The sequence below is a fragment of the Microbacterium testaceum StLB037 genome (assembly GCF_008763945.1).
Lineage (GTDB): Bacteria > Actinomycetota > Actinomycetes > Actinomycetales > Microbacteriaceae > Microbacterium > Microbacterium testaceum_G.
In genome coordinates this window covers 736,715-754,716 of sequence record NZ_VTQH01000002.1, presented here as the reverse complement: position 1 = coordinate 754,716, position 18,002 = coordinate 736,715, and the positions used below count along the sequence as shown (strand labels likewise).

15 protein-coding genes and 1 tRNA gene are annotated in these 18,002 nt (G+C 71.1%); 13 read left to right on the top strand and 3 right to left on the bottom strand.

Features of this window, described 5'->3' with window-relative positions; all coding sequences use genetic code 11:
• Positions 1–136: 136 nt before the first annotated feature.
• Entirely contained in the window at positions 137–2,809 is a 2,673-nt protein-coding gene (locus F9B98_RS12265; protein WP_150957740.1) for a phosphoenolpyruvate carboxylase, read from the bottom strand.
• 383 nt (positions 2,810–3,192) lie between these two features.
• On the opposite strand from F9B98_RS12265, the gene F9B98_RS12260 reads away from it, so the two are divergent.
• Together F9B98_RS12260 and hisS are read left to right on the top strand one after the other, a co-directional pair.
• Positions 3,193–3,798: a MazG family protein gene (locus F9B98_RS12260; protein ID WP_150957874.1), complete on the top strand. Its 606-nt coding sequence runs from the start codon at positions 3,193–3,195 to the stop codon at positions 3,796–3,798.
• Positions 3,799–3,952: 154 nt separating this feature from the next.
• Positions 3,953–5,200: a histidine--tRNA ligase gene (gene hisS, locus F9B98_RS12255; protein WP_225310334.1), complete on the top strand. Its 1,248-nt coding sequence runs from the start codon at positions 3,953–3,955 to the stop codon at positions 5,198–5,200.
• A gap of 60 nt (positions 5,201–5,260) precedes the next feature.
• Here the strand turns inward: hisS and F9B98_RS12250 are convergent, their stop codons facing one another.
• Positions 5,261–6,118: a helix-turn-helix transcriptional regulator gene (locus F9B98_RS12250; RefSeq protein ID WP_150957735.1), complete on the bottom strand. Its 858-nt coding sequence runs from the start codon at positions 6,116–6,118 to the stop codon at positions 5,261–5,263.
• 126 nt (positions 6,119–6,244) lie between these two features.
• Between F9B98_RS12250 and F9B98_RS12245 the strand changes: the two genes are divergently transcribed.
• From F9B98_RS12245 to F9B98_RS12195, 11 genes are all read left to right on the top strand, one after another.
• Positions 6,245–7,690, top strand: a complete 1,446-nt coding sequence (locus F9B98_RS12245; protein WP_150957733.1) for an MFS transporter — start codon at positions 6,245–6,247, stop codon at positions 7,688–7,690.
• Positions 7,691–7,799: 109 nt separating this feature from the next.
• Positions 7,800–8,603, top strand: coding sequence for an SGNH/GDSL hydrolase family protein (locus tag F9B98_RS12240; protein WP_150957731.1), 804 nt, complete (start codon positions 7,800–7,802; stop codon positions 8,601–8,603).
• 269 nt (positions 8,604–8,872) lie between these two features.
• A complete protein-coding gene (locus F9B98_RS12235; RefSeq protein WP_225310324.1) occupies positions 8,873–9,664 on the top strand; it encodes a cytochrome c oxidase assembly protein in 792 nt (263 codons plus the stop codon).
• A gap of 31 nt (positions 9,665–9,695) precedes the next feature.
• Positions 9,696–10,373, top strand: a complete 678-nt coding sequence (locus tag F9B98_RS12230) for an O-methyltransferase (RefSeq protein ID WP_150957729.1) — start codon at positions 9,696–9,698, stop codon at positions 10,371–10,373.
• Between the two features lie 97 nt (positions 10,374–10,470).
• A complete protein-coding gene (gene eno, locus F9B98_RS12225; RefSeq protein WP_150957727.1) occupies positions 10,471–11,751 on the top strand; it encodes a phosphopyruvate hydratase in 1,281 nt (426 codons plus the stop codon).
• Between the two features lie 177 nt (positions 11,752–11,928).
• Positions 11,929–12,534, top strand: a complete 606-nt coding sequence (locus F9B98_RS12220; protein WP_225310323.1) for an FtsB family cell division protein — start codon at positions 11,929–11,931, stop codon at positions 12,532–12,534.
• Between the two features lie 45 nt (positions 12,535–12,579).
• On the top strand, positions 12,580–13,098 hold the full coding sequence (locus F9B98_RS12215; protein ID WP_150957725.1) for a DUF501 domain-containing protein: 519 nt from the start codon (positions 12,580–12,582) through the stop codon (positions 13,096–13,098).
• Complete coding sequence (locus tag F9B98_RS12210) at positions 13,095–14,465, top strand: S8 family peptidase (RefSeq protein WP_150957723.1); 1,371 nt, start codon at positions 13,095–13,097, stop codon at positions 14,463–14,465. The genes F9B98_RS12215 and F9B98_RS12210 overlap by 4 nt, the downstream gene beginning before the upstream one ends.
• Complete coding sequence (locus F9B98_RS12205) at positions 14,462–15,865, top strand: NAD(P)/FAD-dependent oxidoreductase (RefSeq protein WP_412177040.1); 1,404 nt, start codon at positions 14,462–14,464, stop codon at positions 15,863–15,865. The genes F9B98_RS12210 and F9B98_RS12205 overlap by 4 nt, the downstream gene beginning before the upstream one ends.
• Positions 15,866–15,952: 87 nt before the next feature.
• Positions 15,953–16,025 (top strand) — tRNA-Leu (locus F9B98_RS12200).
• A 110-nt stretch (positions 16,026–16,135) separates the two neighbouring features.
• Positions 16,136–16,705 carry a LemA family protein gene (locus F9B98_RS12195; protein ID WP_150957721.1) on the top strand — a complete coding sequence of 190 codons (570 nt, stop codon included), beginning with the start codon at positions 16,136–16,138 and terminating at the stop codon, positions 16,703–16,705.
• A gap of 39 nt (positions 16,706–16,744) precedes the next feature.
• On the opposite strand, the gene F9B98_RS12190 is transcribed toward F9B98_RS12195, so the two are convergent.
• Positions 16,745–17,986, bottom strand: a complete 1,242-nt coding sequence (locus F9B98_RS12190) for a winged helix-turn-helix domain-containing protein (RefSeq protein WP_150957719.1) — start codon at positions 17,984–17,986, stop codon at positions 16,745–16,747.
• Between the last annotated feature and the right edge of the window lie 16 nt (positions 17,987–18,002).

The window sequence follows — 18,002 nt, the reverse complement described above, 5'->3', positions numbered from 1 at the left end:
AGCGCCGGTGCGCTCCCACCCCGAAACCACGGGTGAGAGCACACCGGCGCTTCGTCATACCCGGGGTACGTGATATCGAAAGAGAACGCGCCGGCCCCCGCGAGGGGAGCCGGCGCGTGGCACCGAGGGTCCTGACTCAGCCGGTGTTCTGCAGACCCGCCGCGACGCCGCTCACCGAGAGCAGCAGGAGGCGCTGGTGTTCGGCATCCGGAGTCGGGTTCTCTGCATCCGCGTCGCGAAGAGCGCGCAGGGCCCGCAGCTGCAGGAGCGAGAGCGCGTCGACGTACGGGCTGCGCATCTTCACGGCGCGCTGCAGAACGGGCTTGTTGCCGAGGAGCTCGCCGCCGGTGATGCGCTCGACCCAGGAGCGGGTGAGGAGCATCTCGTCCATCACGAGCTCCGCGAGGTCCTGACGGTCGCCGAGCGCGAGGTAGCGACGCGCGATGCGCTCGTCAGCCTTGGCCAGGCTCATCGCGACGTTGTCGATCATCGTCCGGAACAGCGGCCACTGCTCGTAGGCTTCGCGGAGGCGCTGCTCGTCGCCGACGGCGTCGAGGGCGGTTCCGAGGCCGAACCAGCCCGCGAGGTTGATGCGGGCCTGCGTCCACGAGAACACCCACGGGATCGCGCGCAGATCTTCCAGCGACTCGACCGAGAGCCCGCGCCGGGCGGGGCGAGACCCGAGCGCCAGGTGCCCGAGCTCCTCCATCGGCGTGACCGTGGCGAACCACGGCGCGAAGCCGGGGGCTTTCACGAGCGCGAAGAAGCGCTCGCGCGAGGCAACATCCATCGTGCTCGCGACATCGGCGAAGGCTTCCGCGGCTCCGCGGTTGCGGCGTTCGATGGAGGGGGAGGACGCCGTGAGCACGGCGGCCGCGACCTGATCGATGTGGCGCATCGCGATGTCGGCGTCGCCGTACCGGGCGAAGATGACCTCGCCCTGCTCGGTGAGCTTGAAACGGCCGTCGACCGAGTGCGGGGGTTGGGCCAGGATGGCCGAGTTGGCGGGGCCGCCGCCACGGCCGAGGGCACCGCCGCGACCGTGGAAGAGCGTCAGTTCGATGCCCTCGGCCTGTGCCCACGTGGAGATCTCGGCCTGCGCCTCGTAGAGCGCGAGGTTGGCTGCGACGGGTCCGACGTCTTTCGACGAGTCGGAGTAGCCCAGCATCACCTCGAGGCGGCGGCCCGTGGCATCCAATCTGCTGACGAAGGAGGGGTGCGAGACGATCTCGGCGAGGATGCCGGGGGCCGCCTGAAGGTCGGCGAACGTCTCGAACAGGGGGATGACGTCGAGCACGGGGGGCTCTTCGCCCGGTCCCATCGCGTACGAGGCGAGCTCGTGGACGTTGGCCAGATCTTCCGCCGACTGCGTGAACGACACGATGTAGCGACCGGCGGCGCGGGGCCCGAAACGTTCCTGCACATAGGCGATCGAGCGGAAGACCTCGAGCACCTCGTCGGTCTGCTCGCTGCGAGCGCCACCGGCGCGGAGCTCTTCGAGCACCTTGCGGTGGACGGCCGAGTGCTGGCGCACCTCGAGTTCGGTGAGGTGGAAGCCGTAGGTCTCGACCTGCCACACGAGGCGCTGCAGGGCGCCGTACGCCTGGCGTGTGGCGCCGGCTGCGACCAGCGAGTCCTGCACGACGCGCAGGTCGGTCAGCAGGTGCTCGGGGTCGCGATAGGCGAGGTCGGCGTTGCGCGTGCGGGTCGCGGCGATCTTGCGCGCGAGCAGCAGCATGATGCGGCGGTGCGGCTCGTCGGGTGAGCGCTCGGCGATCTCGGCCGCGGCGTCTTCATCGGCGGCGCGGAGTCGGTGCCACAGCGCGACGAGAGCGTCGCTGGGCGGGGTGCTCTCGGCATCCAGGGTCAATCCTCGTCCGACGCGCTGGGTCGTGCGCTCGAGGCCGAGCAGCACGTGCTCGCTCGCGATCGCCGCCGCCTTGCGGGTGACGGATGCCGTGACGAAGGGGTTTCCGTCGCGGTCGCCGCCGACCCACGAGCCCACGCGCACGAACGGCTTCACGATGGGCGCGCGGGAGCCCGCGTTCTCGCCCTGGAGGATGTCGTCGATGCGGCGGTACACACGGGGCACCGCGGTATAGAGCGTCTCGTCGAAGACCGACATGACCGATCGGACCTCGTCGACCGGGGACGGCTTCTCGCGCCGCAGGGGGGCCGTACGCCAGAGCGTGTCGATCTCCTCGAGCATGCGTCGCTCGGCGCGACGGCTCTCGGCGCCGCCCTCCGACGCCTTGTCGTGCTCGGACAGGAGTTCGGACAGACGCCGGATGCTCGTCGAGATGGCGCGACGGCGGGCCTCGGTGGGGTGGGCGGTGAAGACGGGGTGGAAGCGGAGCGCCTGCAGCCGGGCCAGTGCCGTCTCTTCGCCGACCTCGCTGGAGAGGCGCTCGAACGCGCTCGCGATGGTGTCGGGGATGCCACTGCGAGACGGCTGGTCGCCGCGCTCGCGGAGCACCCGCACGCGCTGATGCTCTTCGACGAGGTTGACGAGGTGAAAGTAGGCCGTGAAGGCCCGGGCCACTTCGTCGGCCCGCTCGATCGAGAAGCCGTCCGCGATGGCGGCGGCCCGCTCGAACGCCTCGGGCGTCTCGTCGGTGTAGGCCTGGATCGTCGCCGAGCGCAGCCGCTCGACGTCGTCGTACAGTCCGGGGGAGCCGCTCTCCTGAAGCACACGGCCCAGGAGCGATCCGAGCAGGCGCACGTCGGCACGCATCTGTTCGGGGAGTTCCTGGCCGGCTTCGAAGCGGCCCACGAGGTCGATCGCCTCGGTCGGGGTCAGTTCACGCACACGCCCCAGATTATCGGCGTCGGGGGCGCGACAATTCACGTGTAACAGCATGCGTCGGTCTCGCGGGGCGGACGCCGGACTTTCTCCGGCATCGGGCCGCGGTGGCCGTAGTGATCCGGGGTCGCGGGGTGTGGCATCCGGAAATCTCCGGCGCCCGGGCGCTCTGCCAGGGCGGGTCGGCGGGGGAGGGCGTGCCGCACTCCGGAAAGATCGCCGTGCGCGGAGAAGAGACCGGCGGAATCGAGTGCCTCTCGCTCGAATCACCGGAGCGCGGCACGCGCCCGCACCTCCCGCGCGGGAGATACTCGTGGCGAGCGGTGCCACCGGGCCCCGCGGAGGGAGGAACCGTGAGCGACGACGCCCTGCGGGACGCAGCCGACACCATGCGGGCGGTGCGCGAGCGCTGCGCCTGGACGCAGACGATCGACCACCGCGATCTGGTGCCCTACCTGGTCGAGGAGAGCGCGGAGGTCATCGACGCGGTCGAGTCCGGCACGCGCGCCGACCTGCGCGAGGAGCTCGGCGACCTGCTGTGGCAGGTGCTGTTCCACGCGGAGATCGCCGCGGGAGACGCCGACGACCCCTTCGACATCGACGACGTCGCGCGCGGGCTCACCGAGAAGATGGTGCGGCGGCACCCGCACGTGTTCGGGGATGCCGTGGCATCCACCCCCGAAGAGGTGCTCGTGCACTGGAACGCGGCGAAGGCGGCCGAGAAGAACGAGCGAACCAGCGTGCTCGACGGGGTCAGCGACCACATGCCGGCGCTGGCTCTGGCGCAGAAGGTGATGGGCAAGGCCGCGCAGGTCGGTGTCTGCGCGCCGACGCACCACCTGGCCGATCCGGAGACCGAGGCGGAGCTCGGCGACGCGCTGCTGACGCTCGTGCACCTGGCGCGGACGCGCGGGTGGGATGCCGAACGGGCGCTGCGCGAGCGCGTGCGCGCATTGCGCGCCGAGGTGCGCGCGACGGAGGCCGGCGCGAGCTGACACGATCCGGTCGAGCGGGCACGTTCCGGCGTGGTCGTCGCGCGTGATCTCGGCGGGATCGTGCGATCTCGCGCGGTGGGCGGCGCCGGGAGACGGAGGCACCGGAGGGCTCTGGAAGAATGGACCCGTGGCATCCGTGAACCCGCCGCGCGGCATGCGCGACTTCCTCCCCGCCGACAAGGCCCGTCGCGAGCGCGTGCTCGCCGTCATCCGCGAGCGTTACCGCGCCCACGGTTTCGACGAGATCGAGACCCCGGTCATGGAGGACTACGACCGCCTGCACGCCGGGATCGGCGGCGACAACGAGAAGCTGTCGTTCAGCATCCTCAAGCGGGGGATGGATGCCGAGGGCATCCGCGCCGCAGCGGAGGACCCCGCCGCGTTGGCCGACCTGGGTCTGCGTTACGACCTCACCGTCCCCCTCGCGCGGTTCTACGCCACGCATCGGGCGCAGCTGCCGACGGTGTTCCGGTCGATTCAGATCGCCCCGGTGTGGCGCGCCGAGCGCCCGCAGAAGGGGCGCTATCGCCAGTTCATGCAGTGCGACATTGACATCATCGGCGACGCCTCGGCGCGGGCCGAGGCCGAGTTGATGACCGCCAGCCTCGACGTGCTCGACGCGCTCGGGCTCGAGGGCGGCACGATCCGCGTCAACGACCGCCGGGCGCTCGACGCGATGCTGGATGTGTTCGGTTTCGCGGTCGACGAGCGCCCCGGAGTGCTCATCACGATCGACAAGCTCGACAAGATCGGCCCCTCGGGCGTCGTCGCCGAACTCCGCGACCGCGGCGTGAGCGCGCGCGCCGTCGACTCTTTCGCGGCGTACCTGGACCGACCCGCGGCGGACCCCTCGTTCGATGACGCCGGCATCCGCGCCGCGCTGCCCGATGGCATGCCGGACGAGGTCATCGCCCACCTCGTCGACCTCGGCGACACCGTCGCCGCGGCGCGCGGGGGCGTGGTGCCGCTCGTCTTCGACCCGTTCCTCGTGCGCGGCATGGGCTACTACACCGGCACGATCTTCGAGCTCGCCCACCCGAGCGTCGACTACTCCCTCGGTGGCGGGGGCCGCTACGACGGCATGATCGGGCGGTTCCTCGGCCAGCAGGTGCCGGCGGTGGGCTTCTCGATCGGCTTCGAGCGCCTCGTCGACCTCCTTCCCGAGACCGGCGCCGACGGCGAGCGGGCCGTCGTGCTCGTGCACGACCGTGACGTGCCCTTCGCGCGGCTGCTCTCGCTCAAGACGGCGCTCATCGCCGATGGAGCGCGCGTGCGCGTCGAACAGCGGGCGAAGAACATGAAGGCCCTGCTCGAGCGCTCGGCCGCCGACGGCTACGCGTCGTTCGCGACGGTCGGTCTCGACACGACACCGGAGACGCTGGAACTCAAGCCCCTCTCCTGAAGCGACACGGGATGCCGGGAACCCGCCGCCTCGGGAGGGTTCTGCCCGCGCGCGAGGACGTCAGGCCACCGCGCTGATCAAGGCCTCGGCCGGGTTCTCGGCCGTGAGGCGTTCCAGGCGCGAAGCGGTCTCGGTGTCGCGGGGCGAGAACCACACCACGCGCGAGCCGAGCCCGTCGTCGATCCACAGGCTCGACATCTCGAGGTGCAGCTCGCCGACGCGGGCGTGCACGAGGTGCTTGTTCGCGTTGCGTTCGCCGCCGACGTCGCCCAGGCGCCACAGTTCGGCGAAGCGCGGGGACTCCTCTTCGAGCTCGGCGATGAACCGCTGCCACGAGGGCTCCTCGTGGTGACGGCCGTACGCGGCCCGCAGGCGTGCCGCGATGCGCCGTTGGGCGTGGTCGAGGTCGACGTGCGAGCGTTGCCACTCGGAGTCGGTGAACAGCAGCACGGCACAGTTACGGCGGTCGGCCGGCAGGTCGTCGAGGTCATCGAAGAGGTACCGGTAGGCGCGGTTGTAAGCGCGGATGTCGAAGCGCGCGGTCTGAACGGCGGCCGGGTAGGGGAGGAGCTTCTCGAGGAGGTCGAGGTGGGTCGCGTCCACGCACTGCCGCGCCTCGCGGTCGGGCGCGGGGAGATCGGCGAGGGCGAAGAGGTGGTCGCGCTCGTCGTCGCTGAGGCGGAGGGCGCGGGCGATGGCGGCGACCACCTGTGCGGAGGCCGCGATCGGGCGTCCCTGCTCGAGCCAGGTGTACCAGGTGAGGCCCACCCCGGCGAGCTGGGCGACCTCTTCGCGGCGAAGACCGGCGACCCGGCGCCGCGTACCCTCGGGCAGGCCCACGTCGGCGGGGCGCAAGCGCGCTCGCCTGCTGCGCAGGAACCCCGCGAATTCGGCGCGGGCATCGTCGGACCGGGTCATGGCATCCCTCCTCTCGGGCGATCATAGGACGGACCTCCGACATCCGCCGTGGCCCAGGGGAGTGCTCGCAGTACCAGGATGAGCGCACTCCTGGTACCAGGATGGCGGTCTCTCCATGCTGGCACCATGACGACTTCCGCACACCCCGCCACCGGGACCGCTCCGGTGCCGATCCGCCCGGGCTCCCTCACCGAGGTGCCGACCTGGCGCTACCTCGGATTCCTCCTGGGCCCCGGCGTCGGTACCTTCGCGTTCAACGCGGTGACCGTGATCCTGCCGACGCTGCGCGATCGGTTCGGAGCGGGCGACGTCGCGCTCGAGCTGGTGATCGCGGGGTACGGCATCCCCTTCGCCGTCCTGCTCATCCTGGGCGGCCGGCTCGGCGACCGCTTCGGACGGCACCGCCTGTACGTCGTCGGCATGGGCCTGTTCCTCGTCTCGGCCGTGGCCTGCGCCCTGGCCCCGTCGATCGAGACGCTGATCGCGGCCCGCATCGTGCAGGGCGTCGGCGCGGCCCTGTGCACGCCGCAGGTGCTCGCGACCATCCAGGCGACCTCGCAGGGGGCTGCCCGCACCCGCGCGATCGCGGCGTTCGGAGCGAGCGGAGGCATCGGAGCGGCGGTCGGGCAGGTATCCGGCGGAGCCCTGGCCGCGCTGTCGTTCGGTCCGGTCGAGGGGTGGCGCGCGGTGTTCGTCGTCGTGGCCCTCGTCGCCGTCGCGGCGATCTCGCTGGCCCCGCTCGCCCCGCGCTCACGCGCGCACGAGGTCGTCGCGATCGACCTGATCGGGACGGCGGCGCTGGGCCTCGGCATCCTGGCCGCTTCCGTCGCCCTCACCTTCGGGCCGGTGTGGAACTGGTCGTGGCCGGTCGCGGTGGCGCTCGTCGTCGCGGGCGCGGCTCTCGTGGCGATGTGGAAGCACCAGAACGCCATCGAGCGCTCGGGCCGGGTGCCGCTCCTGCCGCCGAGCGTGCTGCGGCTGCGACCGCTGCAACTCGGGCTCATGGCCGCGGGCCTCTTCTTCGCCGGGTACTCGGCGCTGCTGTACGTCTTCCCGCGCGCCGTCGAAGCGGGGGGCCTCAGCTCGCTCGAAGCGGGGATGGCGCTGCTGCCCTTCGCCGTGGTGTTCGCCGGCGTCTCTCTCGCCGTCGCCCGAATCCAGGTGCGGCTCGGTGACTCGACGCTCGTGCTCGGCGTCACGGTGCAGATCGTCGCGCTCATCGCGATGGCCGTGACCCTCGTCCTGGCGTGGGGAAGCGATATCGGTCTCTGGCTGCAGCCCGCCCTGATCCTGCTCGGTGCGGGACAGGCCCTGATCTTCTCCCCGCTCACCCAGCTCGTGGTGCGCGAGGTGCCGGTCGAGGCGGCGGGGCTGTCGGGCGGGATGTTCAGCACCGCGCAGCAGCTCGCCCTCTCGTTCGGCGTGATCGTCATCGGGGGCATCGTCACGCTCACCGGCGTCGGTGGCCGCGCCGAACTGCTCGCCGGACTCGCCCTCGACACCCTGCTCGCGGTGGCGGTGCTGGCCCTCGCCGTGGCCCTCCGCGCGCGGAGCCGTCGCACGGCGGCCTGAGTCCCGGCATCCCTTCTTCGAAATATTCACGGGATGCCGGGAGCCCGGCGCCTCCTCGCCGTCACGGCGCGGCCACCCGGCGTTCACCGAGGGCCGGTGTCATCGGAGGATGCGCACGCGTCGACCGGTGGCCCTGACCGCGGCGTCCGTGCTCGCGCTCGCCGGGGCCGGGGCCGTGGGGCTGCGCTCCCTCATCGCCCGGCAGGCCGCGATCGCCCGCCGGCGCATCGGCAAGCCGCTCGGGGAGCAGGCGCTCGACGCCGACCGGGTGTGGCGGCGCAAGAAGCATCCGGGGGAGCCGGTCGAACTGCTCGTGCTCGGCGACTCGATCGCGGCGGGGCTCGGAGCGGGGCACCGGCGCGACACCCTCGGCGCGCGGCTCGCGAAGGGGATCGCGCGGGAGGCGGGGCGACCGGTGCGCCTTCGTACCGCCGCGGTCGTGGGGTCGGAGACCTCGGCCCTCGCCGCGCAGGTGGCCTCGCTTCCCGCGGGATACCGGCCGGATGCCGCGGTGATCGTCGTCGGGGGCAACGACGTGACCCATCGCATTCCGGCATCCCGTTCCGCGGAGCAGCTGGAGGAGGTCGTGCGCGAGCTGCGCGGCCGCGGCGTGCCCGTCGTCGTGGGCACGTGCCCCGATCTCGGCACGCTCCGCGCGATTCCGCAGCCGCTGCGCGCGCTCGCCGCCCGATCGTCACGGCAGCTCGCCGCGGCCCAGGCCGCCGCCGTGCACCGCGCGGGGGGACGCGTCGTGGCTCTCGCGCGCGCGGTGGGGCCGGTGTTCGCCGAGCGGCCCGACGAGATGTTCAGCGTCGACCGCTTCCACCCCAGCGCCCTCGGGTATCGCCGAACCGCCGAGGCGCTGCTGCCGGCGGTGTTGGCCGCGCTGGAGTCAAGGCGGGAGCGCGGCTGAGGCGCGGCGCGGGTGCCGGGCTTCGCTTTCCGGCCTGCGCCGGTGCCGGGCTCCGGTCGACCGGCTCGGATCGGCCGGATCTCGTGCGGAAACCGCACGGGACGCCTCGATCATCCGGAGCGCGGCCCGCCCCCGCACGACCGCATTTCCGGCGGCGCTGCAATCCCCACCTGACGCATAGCCGGCGGATCTACGTTTCTTCCACGCCTCCCATCGATGTCTTCCTCAGCACCTGGCGCGCCGATCCGATCACGCTCGGCGCGCTCTTCGTGGCATCCGCCGCCTATCTGCTCGGGGTCCGGCGCGTGCGGCGCCGCGGAGAGGCCTGGCCTCTGCGGCGCACGATCGGCTTCTTCGCGCTCGGGCTCATGCCGTACGCGGTGATCGAGCTCGGCTTCCTCGGCGTGTACTCGTCCGAGCTGCGCTGGGCGTTCTCGACCCGGGTGGCGCTGTTGATCTTCGCCGTTCCGGCGGGGATCGCGGCGGGTCGGCCTCTCGACCTCGTGCCCGCGGGCCTGCGCGAGCGGTTCCTCGCGTCGCGCCTCACGCGCGTGTTCGGCAACGCCATGGTCGCCACCGTCGTGATCGCGGCGGTCTTCTGCCTGTTCCTGACGCCGATCGCCGGCATCCTGCGGGTGAATCCCGTGGTCGAGGCGTCGCTCGGGATCGGCGTGCCGCTGGTCGGGCTGGCGATGGTGCTGCCGATGATGGCGCTCGGCGCGGTGCACACGGGCACCTTCATCGCGATCGAGTTCCTGCTCGCGTTCGTGGAGCTGCTCATCGACTCCGTGCCGGGGCTGCTCATGCGGCTCAACGACAACGTGCTGGATCTGATCCCGGATGCCACACAGGCGGTGTCGTGGTGGCCGTCGCTGCTGCACGACCAACACCTCGCGGGCGACATGATCTGGTTCATCGCCGAGTTCGCCGACGTGCCGATCCTGGTGATCCTCATGATCCGGTGGATGCGGTCGGACCGCGTGGAGGCGAAGGGCTTCGACGACCTGTCGGACGCGGAGTACGACGAGATGACCCGTGCCCACCTGCGCGGGGAGCGTTGACCCGTCGCATCGGTGCCGACAGGCTGGGGGAGTGCGCACCCACGACGACGTCGATGCCTTCCTGACCGAGACCCTCGTCGGATCCGACCCGACGCTGGAGGCCGCCCTGCGCGCCCAGCACGAAGGGGGCCTTCCCGATATCGAGGTCGCGCCGGTCAACGCCAAGTTCCTGCACCTGCTCACCCGCATCGCGGGCGCTCGCCGCGTGCTCGAGATCGGCACGCTCGGCGGGTACTCGACGATCTGGTTCGCTCGGGCGGTGGGCCCGAAGGGGCGGGTCGTGACGATCGAGGCGGAAGCCGCCAACGCCGGGATCGCCCGCGCCAACCTGTCGGGCGCCGGCGTCGCCGACCGGGTCGAGGTGCGCGTGGGGCGTGGAGCGGACGTGCTGCCGACGCTTGCAGAGGGGGAGCCGTTCGACCTCGTCTTCATCGACGCCGACAAGGAGTCGAACGAGCTCTACCTCGACTGGGCGGCGCGTCTGGGGCGGCCGGGGACCGTGATCGTGCTCGACAACGTCGTGCGCGGCGGCGAGGTGGCCGACGCCGACACGACCGACTCCAAGGTGCTCGGCGCTCGGCGCGGCATCCTGAAACTGGGTTCCGACCCCCGCTTCGACGCTACGGCGCTGCAGACCCTCGACCGGAAGGGGTGGGACGGGGTGGCGGTGGCGCTGGTGGTGGATCCGACGGCCTCGGACACCGAATGACGAACCGGCTCACGAGTGTCGGAGCCGGTCACTAGACTCGACCACGGACCGACGACGCTCCGCCCCCTCCCACTCAAGAACCAACGAGGAGTCCTTCGTGGCACTTATCGAGGCTGTCAACGCGCGCGAGATTCTGGATTCGCGCGGTAACCCGACCGTCGAGGTGGAGGTGCTCCTCGACGACGGAATCGTCCAGCGGGCCGCCGTCCCCTCCGGCGCGTCCACCGGCGCCTTCGAGGCCTACGAGCTGCGCGACGGCGACAAGGGTCGCTACGGCGGCAAGGGCGTGCTTAAGGCCGTCGCTGCGGTCGTCGACGAGCTCGGCCCCGCGATCGAGGGCGTCGAGGCCAGCGAGCAGCGCATCATCGACGAGATCCTCATCGAGACCGACGGCACCGAGAACAAGTCGCGCACCGGCGCCAACGCCATCCTCGGCGTGTCGCTCGCGGTCGCCAAGGCCGCCGCCGACAGCGCCGACCTGCCCCTGTTCCGCTACCTGGGCGGCCCCAACGCGCACCTGCTGCCCGTTCCGCTCTTCAACGTCATCAACGGTGGCGAGCACGCCGACAACGGCATCGACTTCCAGGAGTTCTTCCTCGCGCCCATCGGCGCCGAGACGTACGGCGAGTCGCTCCGATGGGGCACCGAGGTCTACCACGTCCTCAAGGGCGAGCTGAAGTCCGCGGGCTACAACACCGGTCTCGGCGACGAGGGCGGGTTCGCCCCCGACCTGCCCAGCAACCGCGAGGGCCTCGACTTCCTGATCCGTGCGATCGAGAAGGCCGGCTTCACCCCCGGCAAGGAGATCGCCGTCGGCCTCGACGTCGCCGCCACCGAGTTCTACAAGGACGGCGTGTACACGGTCGAGGGCAAGGAGTGGAGCGTCGACACGCTCGTCGACTACTTCGCCGACCTCGTCGCGAACTTCCCGATCGTCACCATCGAAGACGCCCTCGCCGAGGACGACTGGGACGGCTGGAAGAAGCTGACGGATGCCGTCGGCTCCAAGGTCCAGCTCGTCGGCGACGACCTGTTCGTCACCAACCCCAAGCGCCTGCAGCAGGGCATCGACCTCGGTGTCGCCAACTCGCTGCTGGTCAAGGTGAACCAGATCGGCACGCTGTCCGAGACGCTCGACGCGATCTCGCTGGCCACCCGCTCGGGCTACACCTCGATGCTGTCGCACCGCTCGGGCGAGACCGAGGACACCACGATCGCCGACCTCGCCGTCGCGGTCAACGCCGGCCAGATCAAGACCGGTGCCCCCGCGCGCAGCGAGCGCGTCGCGAAGTACAACCAGCTGCTGCGCATCGAGGAAGACCTCGGCGACGCCGCGGTCTTCGCGGGCCGCTCGGCGTTCCCCCGTTTCAAGGGCTGATCGTCTGACATACGCGAGGAGGGGGAGCCGGAGGGCTTCCCCTCCTTCGTCGTTTCGGCCTCCGTTTCACTGGGCGGATGCCGAGCCCCCGGCGCGTCCCCGGAAGCGCCGATTCCCGCGACGTAGACTCGCTCGCGGTTCGAAAGCCGAGCCGTGCGGAACGACGGGAGGGATGCCGTGGAGCGACCGACACTGCCTCCCCGCCGCCCGGCGGCATCCGAGGCCCCGAAGGCGGGCAAGAAGGCGTCCCGGACGTCCGCTCGGCCCGCTCGGCCGACGGCGCGGCCGAGCGCCGGGGACCGCCGCGTCGATGCGCGTGAGTGGCTCGGGCGGGTGCGCATCTCGGGCTTCGTCGTGATCATGCTCGGTCTCGTGGTCCTCGGAACGTTCGTCCTCGTGCCGACCGTGGGCACGTACATGGACCAGCGTCAGCAGATCCAGGCGCTGCGCAGCGCGGTGCAGCTGAGCCAGTCACAGGTGGCCGACCTGCAGACGCAGCGCGACCGGTGGTCCGACCCGGCGTACATCCGCACGCAGGCTCGAGAGCGTCTCGGGTACACCTTCCCCGGTGAGGTCGTGTATCTCATCGACAACGACCTGCCGGCCTCGGCGACGCCTCAGGAACAGGACGACGTCAGCGGCGAGGTGGGGCAGACCCACACCGACTGGATGGCGCAGCTCGTGCGCTCCGTCACCTCGTCGGGGGCGGCCCAGGTCGCCGTGCCCGAGGTGACGGTCGGCGTTCCCGACCCGACCCCCGCGCCTAATTCGCCCGCGGGCTGAGCCCGTTCCGGCGGGGTGTCGGAGACCCCGGGTACCCTGGAGGCGATGAGTACCGCAACGCTTCCCCCCGCCTCCGACGCCGACCTGGCCGTGCTCCAGTCCCAGCTCGGCCGCGTCCCGCGCGGGGTCGTGGGTATCGCGGCGCGCTGCGTGTGCGGAAACCCGACGGTGGTGGCGACCTCGCCCCGCCTCGATGACGGCAGTCCGTTCCCCACGTTCTACTACCTCACGCACCCGGCGGCGACCGCGGCGATGTCGGTCCTCGAGGCCGGCCACGTCATGAAGGAGTTCTCGGACGAACTCGCCGAAGACGAAGAACTCCAGGCGCAGTACCGCGCCGCGCACGAGGCGTACCTGCGTGATCGCGCCGCGTACGGAGAGCCCGAGGAGATCGCCGGGATCTCGGCGGGGGGCATGCCCACGCGCGTCAAGTGCCTCCACGCCCTCGCAGGTCACGCTCTGGCCGCGGGCCCCGGGGTGAACCCGATCGGCGACCGCGCCCTCGAGCGCGGCACCTGGTCGCCCGAGCGGTGCCAGTGCGAAAGCCCCGGGACCGGCGGATGAAGCGCGTCGCCGCGTCCGTGGCATCCGTCATTCTCGTGACGGTGCTGAGCGGTGCGACGGCGATGCCCGCGCAGGCCGCACCCGCGCTCACCTCGACGGTACCCGCGTCGGCGTCGCCTCAGGCGCCGTCGAACCCCGTGCCCGAGGACCCGACCGACTCCATCCGCGCGGGCGAGTACTGGCTGGATCAGTACGGCGTGCGCGAGGCATGGAAGACGACGCGTGGAGCGGGCCAGAAGATCGCGATCATCGACACCGGCATCGGTCGCGGACCCACCGAGTTCACCGGCGCCGTCGTCGGCGGCACCGACGTCTCGGGCGTGGGGTCCGCGGACGGCCGGACGCCGGTCGGTGCCGTGGACGCGAACCACGGCAGTTGGGTGGGATCGCTCGCCGCCGCCCGCGGGACCGGAAACGGCCGCGGCATGATCGGCGTCGCTCCCGAGGCCGAGCTGCTGTCGATCTCGGTCGGCTTCGGCGCCTCGAGCACCAAGCCCTTCACGGACCAGATCGCGGAGGCCATCCGCTGGGCCGTCGACAACGGAGCGACGGTCATCAACATGTCGCTGACGACCAACACCCTCGACTGGGACACCAGCTGGGACACCGCTTTCGAATACGCCTTCGATCGCGACGTGGTGATCGTCGTCGCCGCCGGCAACCGGGGCAGCGGAACCGATCGCGTGGGCGCCCCGGCGACGATTCCGGGCGTGCTCGCCGTCGGCGGCGTCGACCCGAAGGGGGCGGCGAGCAACGACGCCTCGACGCAGGGCATCACGATCGGCCTTTCGGCCCCGAGCGAAAGACTCATCGGCGTGTCGGCGGACGGCTCCCTCGTGCAGTGGAACGGCACGAGCGGGGCGGCGCCGATCGTCGCCGGGATCGCCGCGCTCGTTCGCGCCGCGCATCCGGGCATGGATGCCGATAATGTGCTGAACCGCCTGATCCAGACGGCGAAACCGGCCGCCGGCGCCTCTGCCCGGCCCGACAAGCTGTACGGCTACGGACTGGTGGATGCCGCAGCCGCGGTGTCGGCGCGCGTCGAGACGGTGTCGGAGAACCCGCTCGGCAGCCTCAAAGAGTGGATCCGCCTCTACCGTCGCGCGGACGCGACCCCGTCGCCCGAGCCGACCTCCACGCCCGTCGTCATCCCGCCGCTTCCCCCGGTCGAAGCGGCCCCCGCGGCCGGCTCGCCCCTGCTGCCATCTCGCGATAGCGTTCTGTACGGGTCGTTGCCGCTCGGGGCTGTCACACTGGCCGCTATAATGATTGCGCTCGGTGTCACTGCTGCTGCCCGGCGAATCCGACAGGCGCGCACCTCCCGCGAGCCGAGCCGCACCACAAACGAGGAGTCCCTCACATCGTGACCACTACCGTGCCCAGAATCCTCATCGTCGGTGGGGGCTACGCAGGTTTCTACACCGCCTGGAAGCTCGAGAAGCTCCTCGGCCGCGGCGAGGCTGAAGTCACGCTCGTCGACCCGCTGCCATACATGACGTACCAGCCGTTCCTCCCCGAGGTCGCCGCGGGCGAGATCGAGCCGCGCCACGTCGTGGTCGGCCTCCGTCGCCACCTCAAGCGCACCACCGTCATCGCGGGCAAGGTCACGGGGATCTCCCACGCGACCAAGACCGCGACGATCACGCCCATCGCCGGCGACGAGACCATCGAGCAGAGCTACGACCAGATCGTCGTGACCGCCGGCGCCGTCTCGCGCACGTTCCCGATCCCCGGCATCGCCGACAACGCGATCGGACTCAAGACCATCGAAGAGGCCGTCGCCATCCGCGATCGCCTCACCTCGAACTTCGACAAGGCGTCGGTGCTCCCGGCCGGCCCCGAGCGCGACCGCCTGCTGACCGTCGTCGTCGTCGGCGGTGGCTTCGCCGGTATCGAGGTCTTCGCCGAGCTCCGCGCGTACGCGTCGTCGCTGCTGAAGCAGTACCCGACGCTGACCTTCGATGACACGCACTTCCACCTCATCGAGGCCATGGGCCGCATCATGCCCGAGGTGTCGCAGAAGACGAGCGAGTGGGTTCTCGCCGACCTGGCGAAGAAGGGTGCGTTCGTGCACCTCGACACGCAGGTCAAGGGCGCCGTCGACGGCGTCGTCGAGCTGTCGACCGGGGAGCAGCTCCCCACCGACCTCATCATCTGGACCGCCGGTGTCATGGCCAACCCCACGGTCGTCCGTGGCAGCGACCTGCCCGTCGAGGAGCGCGGTCGCATCCGCACCCGCCCCGACCTGCGCGTCGGCACCGACGAGGACATCGTCGAGGGCGCCTGGGCCGCCGGTGACGTCTCGGCCGTTCCCGACCTGTCGGGTGGCGGCGTGGGCGGCTTCTGCGTTCCCAACGCGCAGCACGCGGTGCGCCAGGGCAAGCTCATGGCGAAGAACCTGGTCGCCGTCCTCCGCGGCGAAGAGCCCAAGGAGTACAACCACAAGAACCTCGGTGCCGTCGCCGGCCTCGGTCTGTACAACGGTGCGTTCCAGTCGGGCAACATCGCCCTCACGGGCCTCATTGCCTGGTTCGCGCACCGTGGTTACCACGGTCTGGCGATGCCCACGTGGGAGCGCAAGTTCCGCGTGATCGGCGACTGGATCCAGAACTTCTTCCACGGTCGCGAGGTCGTCAACCTCGAGGCCGTTCAGCAGCCGCGCGCCGCCTTCGAGGAGTTCGCCGCGCGTCCGCGTCCGGCTGCTCCCGCCGCCGACGCCCCCGCGGCTCCGGCTGAGAAGAAGGCCGAGCCCGTCGCGGCCAAGTAGGTCCTGTCGCGCCGAGACCCTCGTGGCCCATTCGGGCGCGGGGGTCTCGTCGTTGCGGCGGGCAGTCGCGATACGGTGGAGACACGGGCCCCCGTAGCCCAATGGCAGAGGCAGGCGACTTAAAATCGCTTCAGTGTGGGTTCGAGTCCCACCGGGGGTACAGATTCGGCTCGCGTGCAGATCGCCTGGGAGTACCCGCCACCACCCGTAACGAGGCGCGCCCCGCAGTTAGACTGAAGGGCAATCTTCCGAACGAAAGTGTGGGGACTTATGTGGGAGTGGCTCGTACCGGTCATCGTGATCGTCGGCGTCCTGGTGATCGCCGGCATCTACCTGTGGGCCACCTACAACAGTCTCGTCGCGCTCAACGTTCGCGTCGATGAGGCGTGGAGCGACATCACCGTCCAGCTCAAGCGCCGGGCCGACCTGCTTCCGAACCTCATCGAGACGGTGAAGGGCTACGCGGCCCACGAGAAAGCCGTGTTCGAGAACGTCACGCGCGCTCGCGCCGAGACGCTGTCGGCGCAGAGCCCGGCCGAGGCGGGTGTCGCCGAGGGCCACATGCAGCAGGCGTTGAAGTCGCTGTTCGCGGTCGCCGAGGCGTACCCGCAGCTCCAGGCGAGCCAGAACTTCCTGCAGCTCCAGCACTCGATCGTCGACACCGAAGACAAGATCCAGGCGTCGCGCCGTTTCTACAACGGCGGCGTGCGCGAGCTGAACACCAAGATCAAGATGTTCCCGAACAACCTCTTCGCTCGCCAGCTCGGCTTCCACGAGCGGGAGTTCTTCGAGGTGATCGACGGCGCCGCGATCGCGGAGCCGCCACGCGTGCAGTTCTGACCTGTCGCGCCCCCTCCGCTCTGGCGGAGGGGGCGCGTCTCAGTTCGCGCGACCGTCGGGGTGGTCGTGGCGTTCCGCTCTCAATGCGCCCGCGAGATCATCCGCGGCGGTGCCCCACCGCGACACCGTGACGCGCTCGAGCTCCTGCCAGCGCGCCGCGGTGAGGAGCTCCGCCGCGATGCGCTCCGCGGCCGCGGGCGGGGCCCCGGGCTCCCACCAGGCCGACTGCACGCGCAGCGCACCGGCGGCTCGATCGGCTTTGAGGTCGAGGCGGCCCACCACATCGTCGCCGACGAGCAACGGCAACGAGTAATAGCCGAACCGGCGCTGCGGCGCGGGCGTGTAGATCTCGATGCGGTAATCGAAGTCGAAGAGCCGCTCCGCGCGGTCGCGGAACCACACCACCGGGTCGAACGGGGTGAGGATGGCCGCGGCATCCACTCGGCGCGGTCGGGCGGTGTCGCGATGCAGCCACGCTTTGGCCGGGCGGCCGGCCGTCTGCCACCCGTCGACGGCGACGGGGATCAACTCACCGCTGTCGACCAGATCGTGGATGCCGGCCATCACCGCCGGGCGATCGCGGATGCGCCAGTAGTCGGCGAGGTCGGCCGCCGTGGCGACGCCGTACGCGAGGGCAGCGCGGCGAACGAGCTCGGCGATCGCCTCGGCGCGCGGCACCGTCGTCTCGAGGGCTTGGGGAGGGAGGACGTCGGATGCCAGGGCGTAGCGCCGCTCGAAACCGCGTCGCCCCGCGATGGCGACCTCGCCGAACAGCCACAGGCGCTCGAGTCCGTTCTTGACGTCGTCCCACCCCCACCACGGCCCGCGGGACCCGCTGCGCGCATCGTGATCGATCTCGGCCGGGCGCAACGGCCCGCGGTCGGCCAGCTCGTCGCGCAGCCACTGCAGCAGGGGCTGGTTCGCCTCTGCCCACGCGTCACGCCCGTACTTGGCGCGTAGATCGTCGCGACGGAACTGCAGCAGGGGCCAGTCGTCGACCGAGACGAGGGATGCCACGTGCGCCCAGGACTCCATCCACTTCGGGCGACGCGAGAAAGCGAGTCTGTCGAGCAGAGCGGGGTCGTAGGGACCGAGCCGCGCGAAGAGGGGCATGTAGTGGGAGCGTGAGAACACGTTGACCGAGTCGATCTGCAGGATGCGCATGCGGTGCAGGGCCCCGGTGATCTGACGCGTGCCCACCGTCGCGGGGCGCGGCCGGGCGAAGCCCTGGGCGGCCAGGGCGATGCGGCGGGCGTCGGCCCGGCGGAGCGTCATGGTCATGCGTCTCACCGTATCG

Coding starts and splice junctions, on each gene's coding strand:
- F9B98_RS12195 (WP_150957721.1), top strand. CDS start 16,136: ATGTGGGAGTGGCTCGTACCGGTCATCGTGATCGTCGGCGTCCTGGTG.
- hisS (WP_225310334.1), top strand. CDS start 3,953: ATGCGCGACTTCCTCCCCGCCGACAAGGCCCGTCGCGAGCGCGTGCTC.
- F9B98_RS12190 (WP_150957719.1), bottom strand. CDS start 17,986: ATGACCATGACGCTCCGCCGGGCCGACGCCCGCCGCATCGCCCTGGCC.
- F9B98_RS12250 (WP_150957735.1), bottom strand. CDS start 6,118: ATGACCCGGTCCGACGATGCCCGCGCCGAATTCGCGGGGTTCCTGCGC.
- F9B98_RS12210 (WP_150957723.1), top strand. CDS start 13,095: ATGAAGCGCGTCGCCGCGTCCGTGGCATCCGTCATTCTCGTGACGGTG.
- F9B98_RS12260 (WP_150957874.1), top strand. CDS start 3,193: ATGCGGGCGGTGCGCGAGCGCTGCGCCTGGACGCAGACGATCGACCAC.
- F9B98_RS12245 (WP_150957733.1), top strand. CDS start 6,245: ATGACGACTTCCGCACACCCCGCCACCGGGACCGCTCCGGTGCCGATC.
- F9B98_RS12240 (WP_150957731.1), top strand. CDS start 7,800: ATGCGCACGCGTCGACCGGTGGCCCTGACCGCGGCGTCCGTGCTCGCG.
- F9B98_RS12215 (WP_150957725.1), top strand. CDS start 12,580: ATGAGTACCGCAACGCTTCCCCCCGCCTCCGACGCCGACCTGGCCGTG.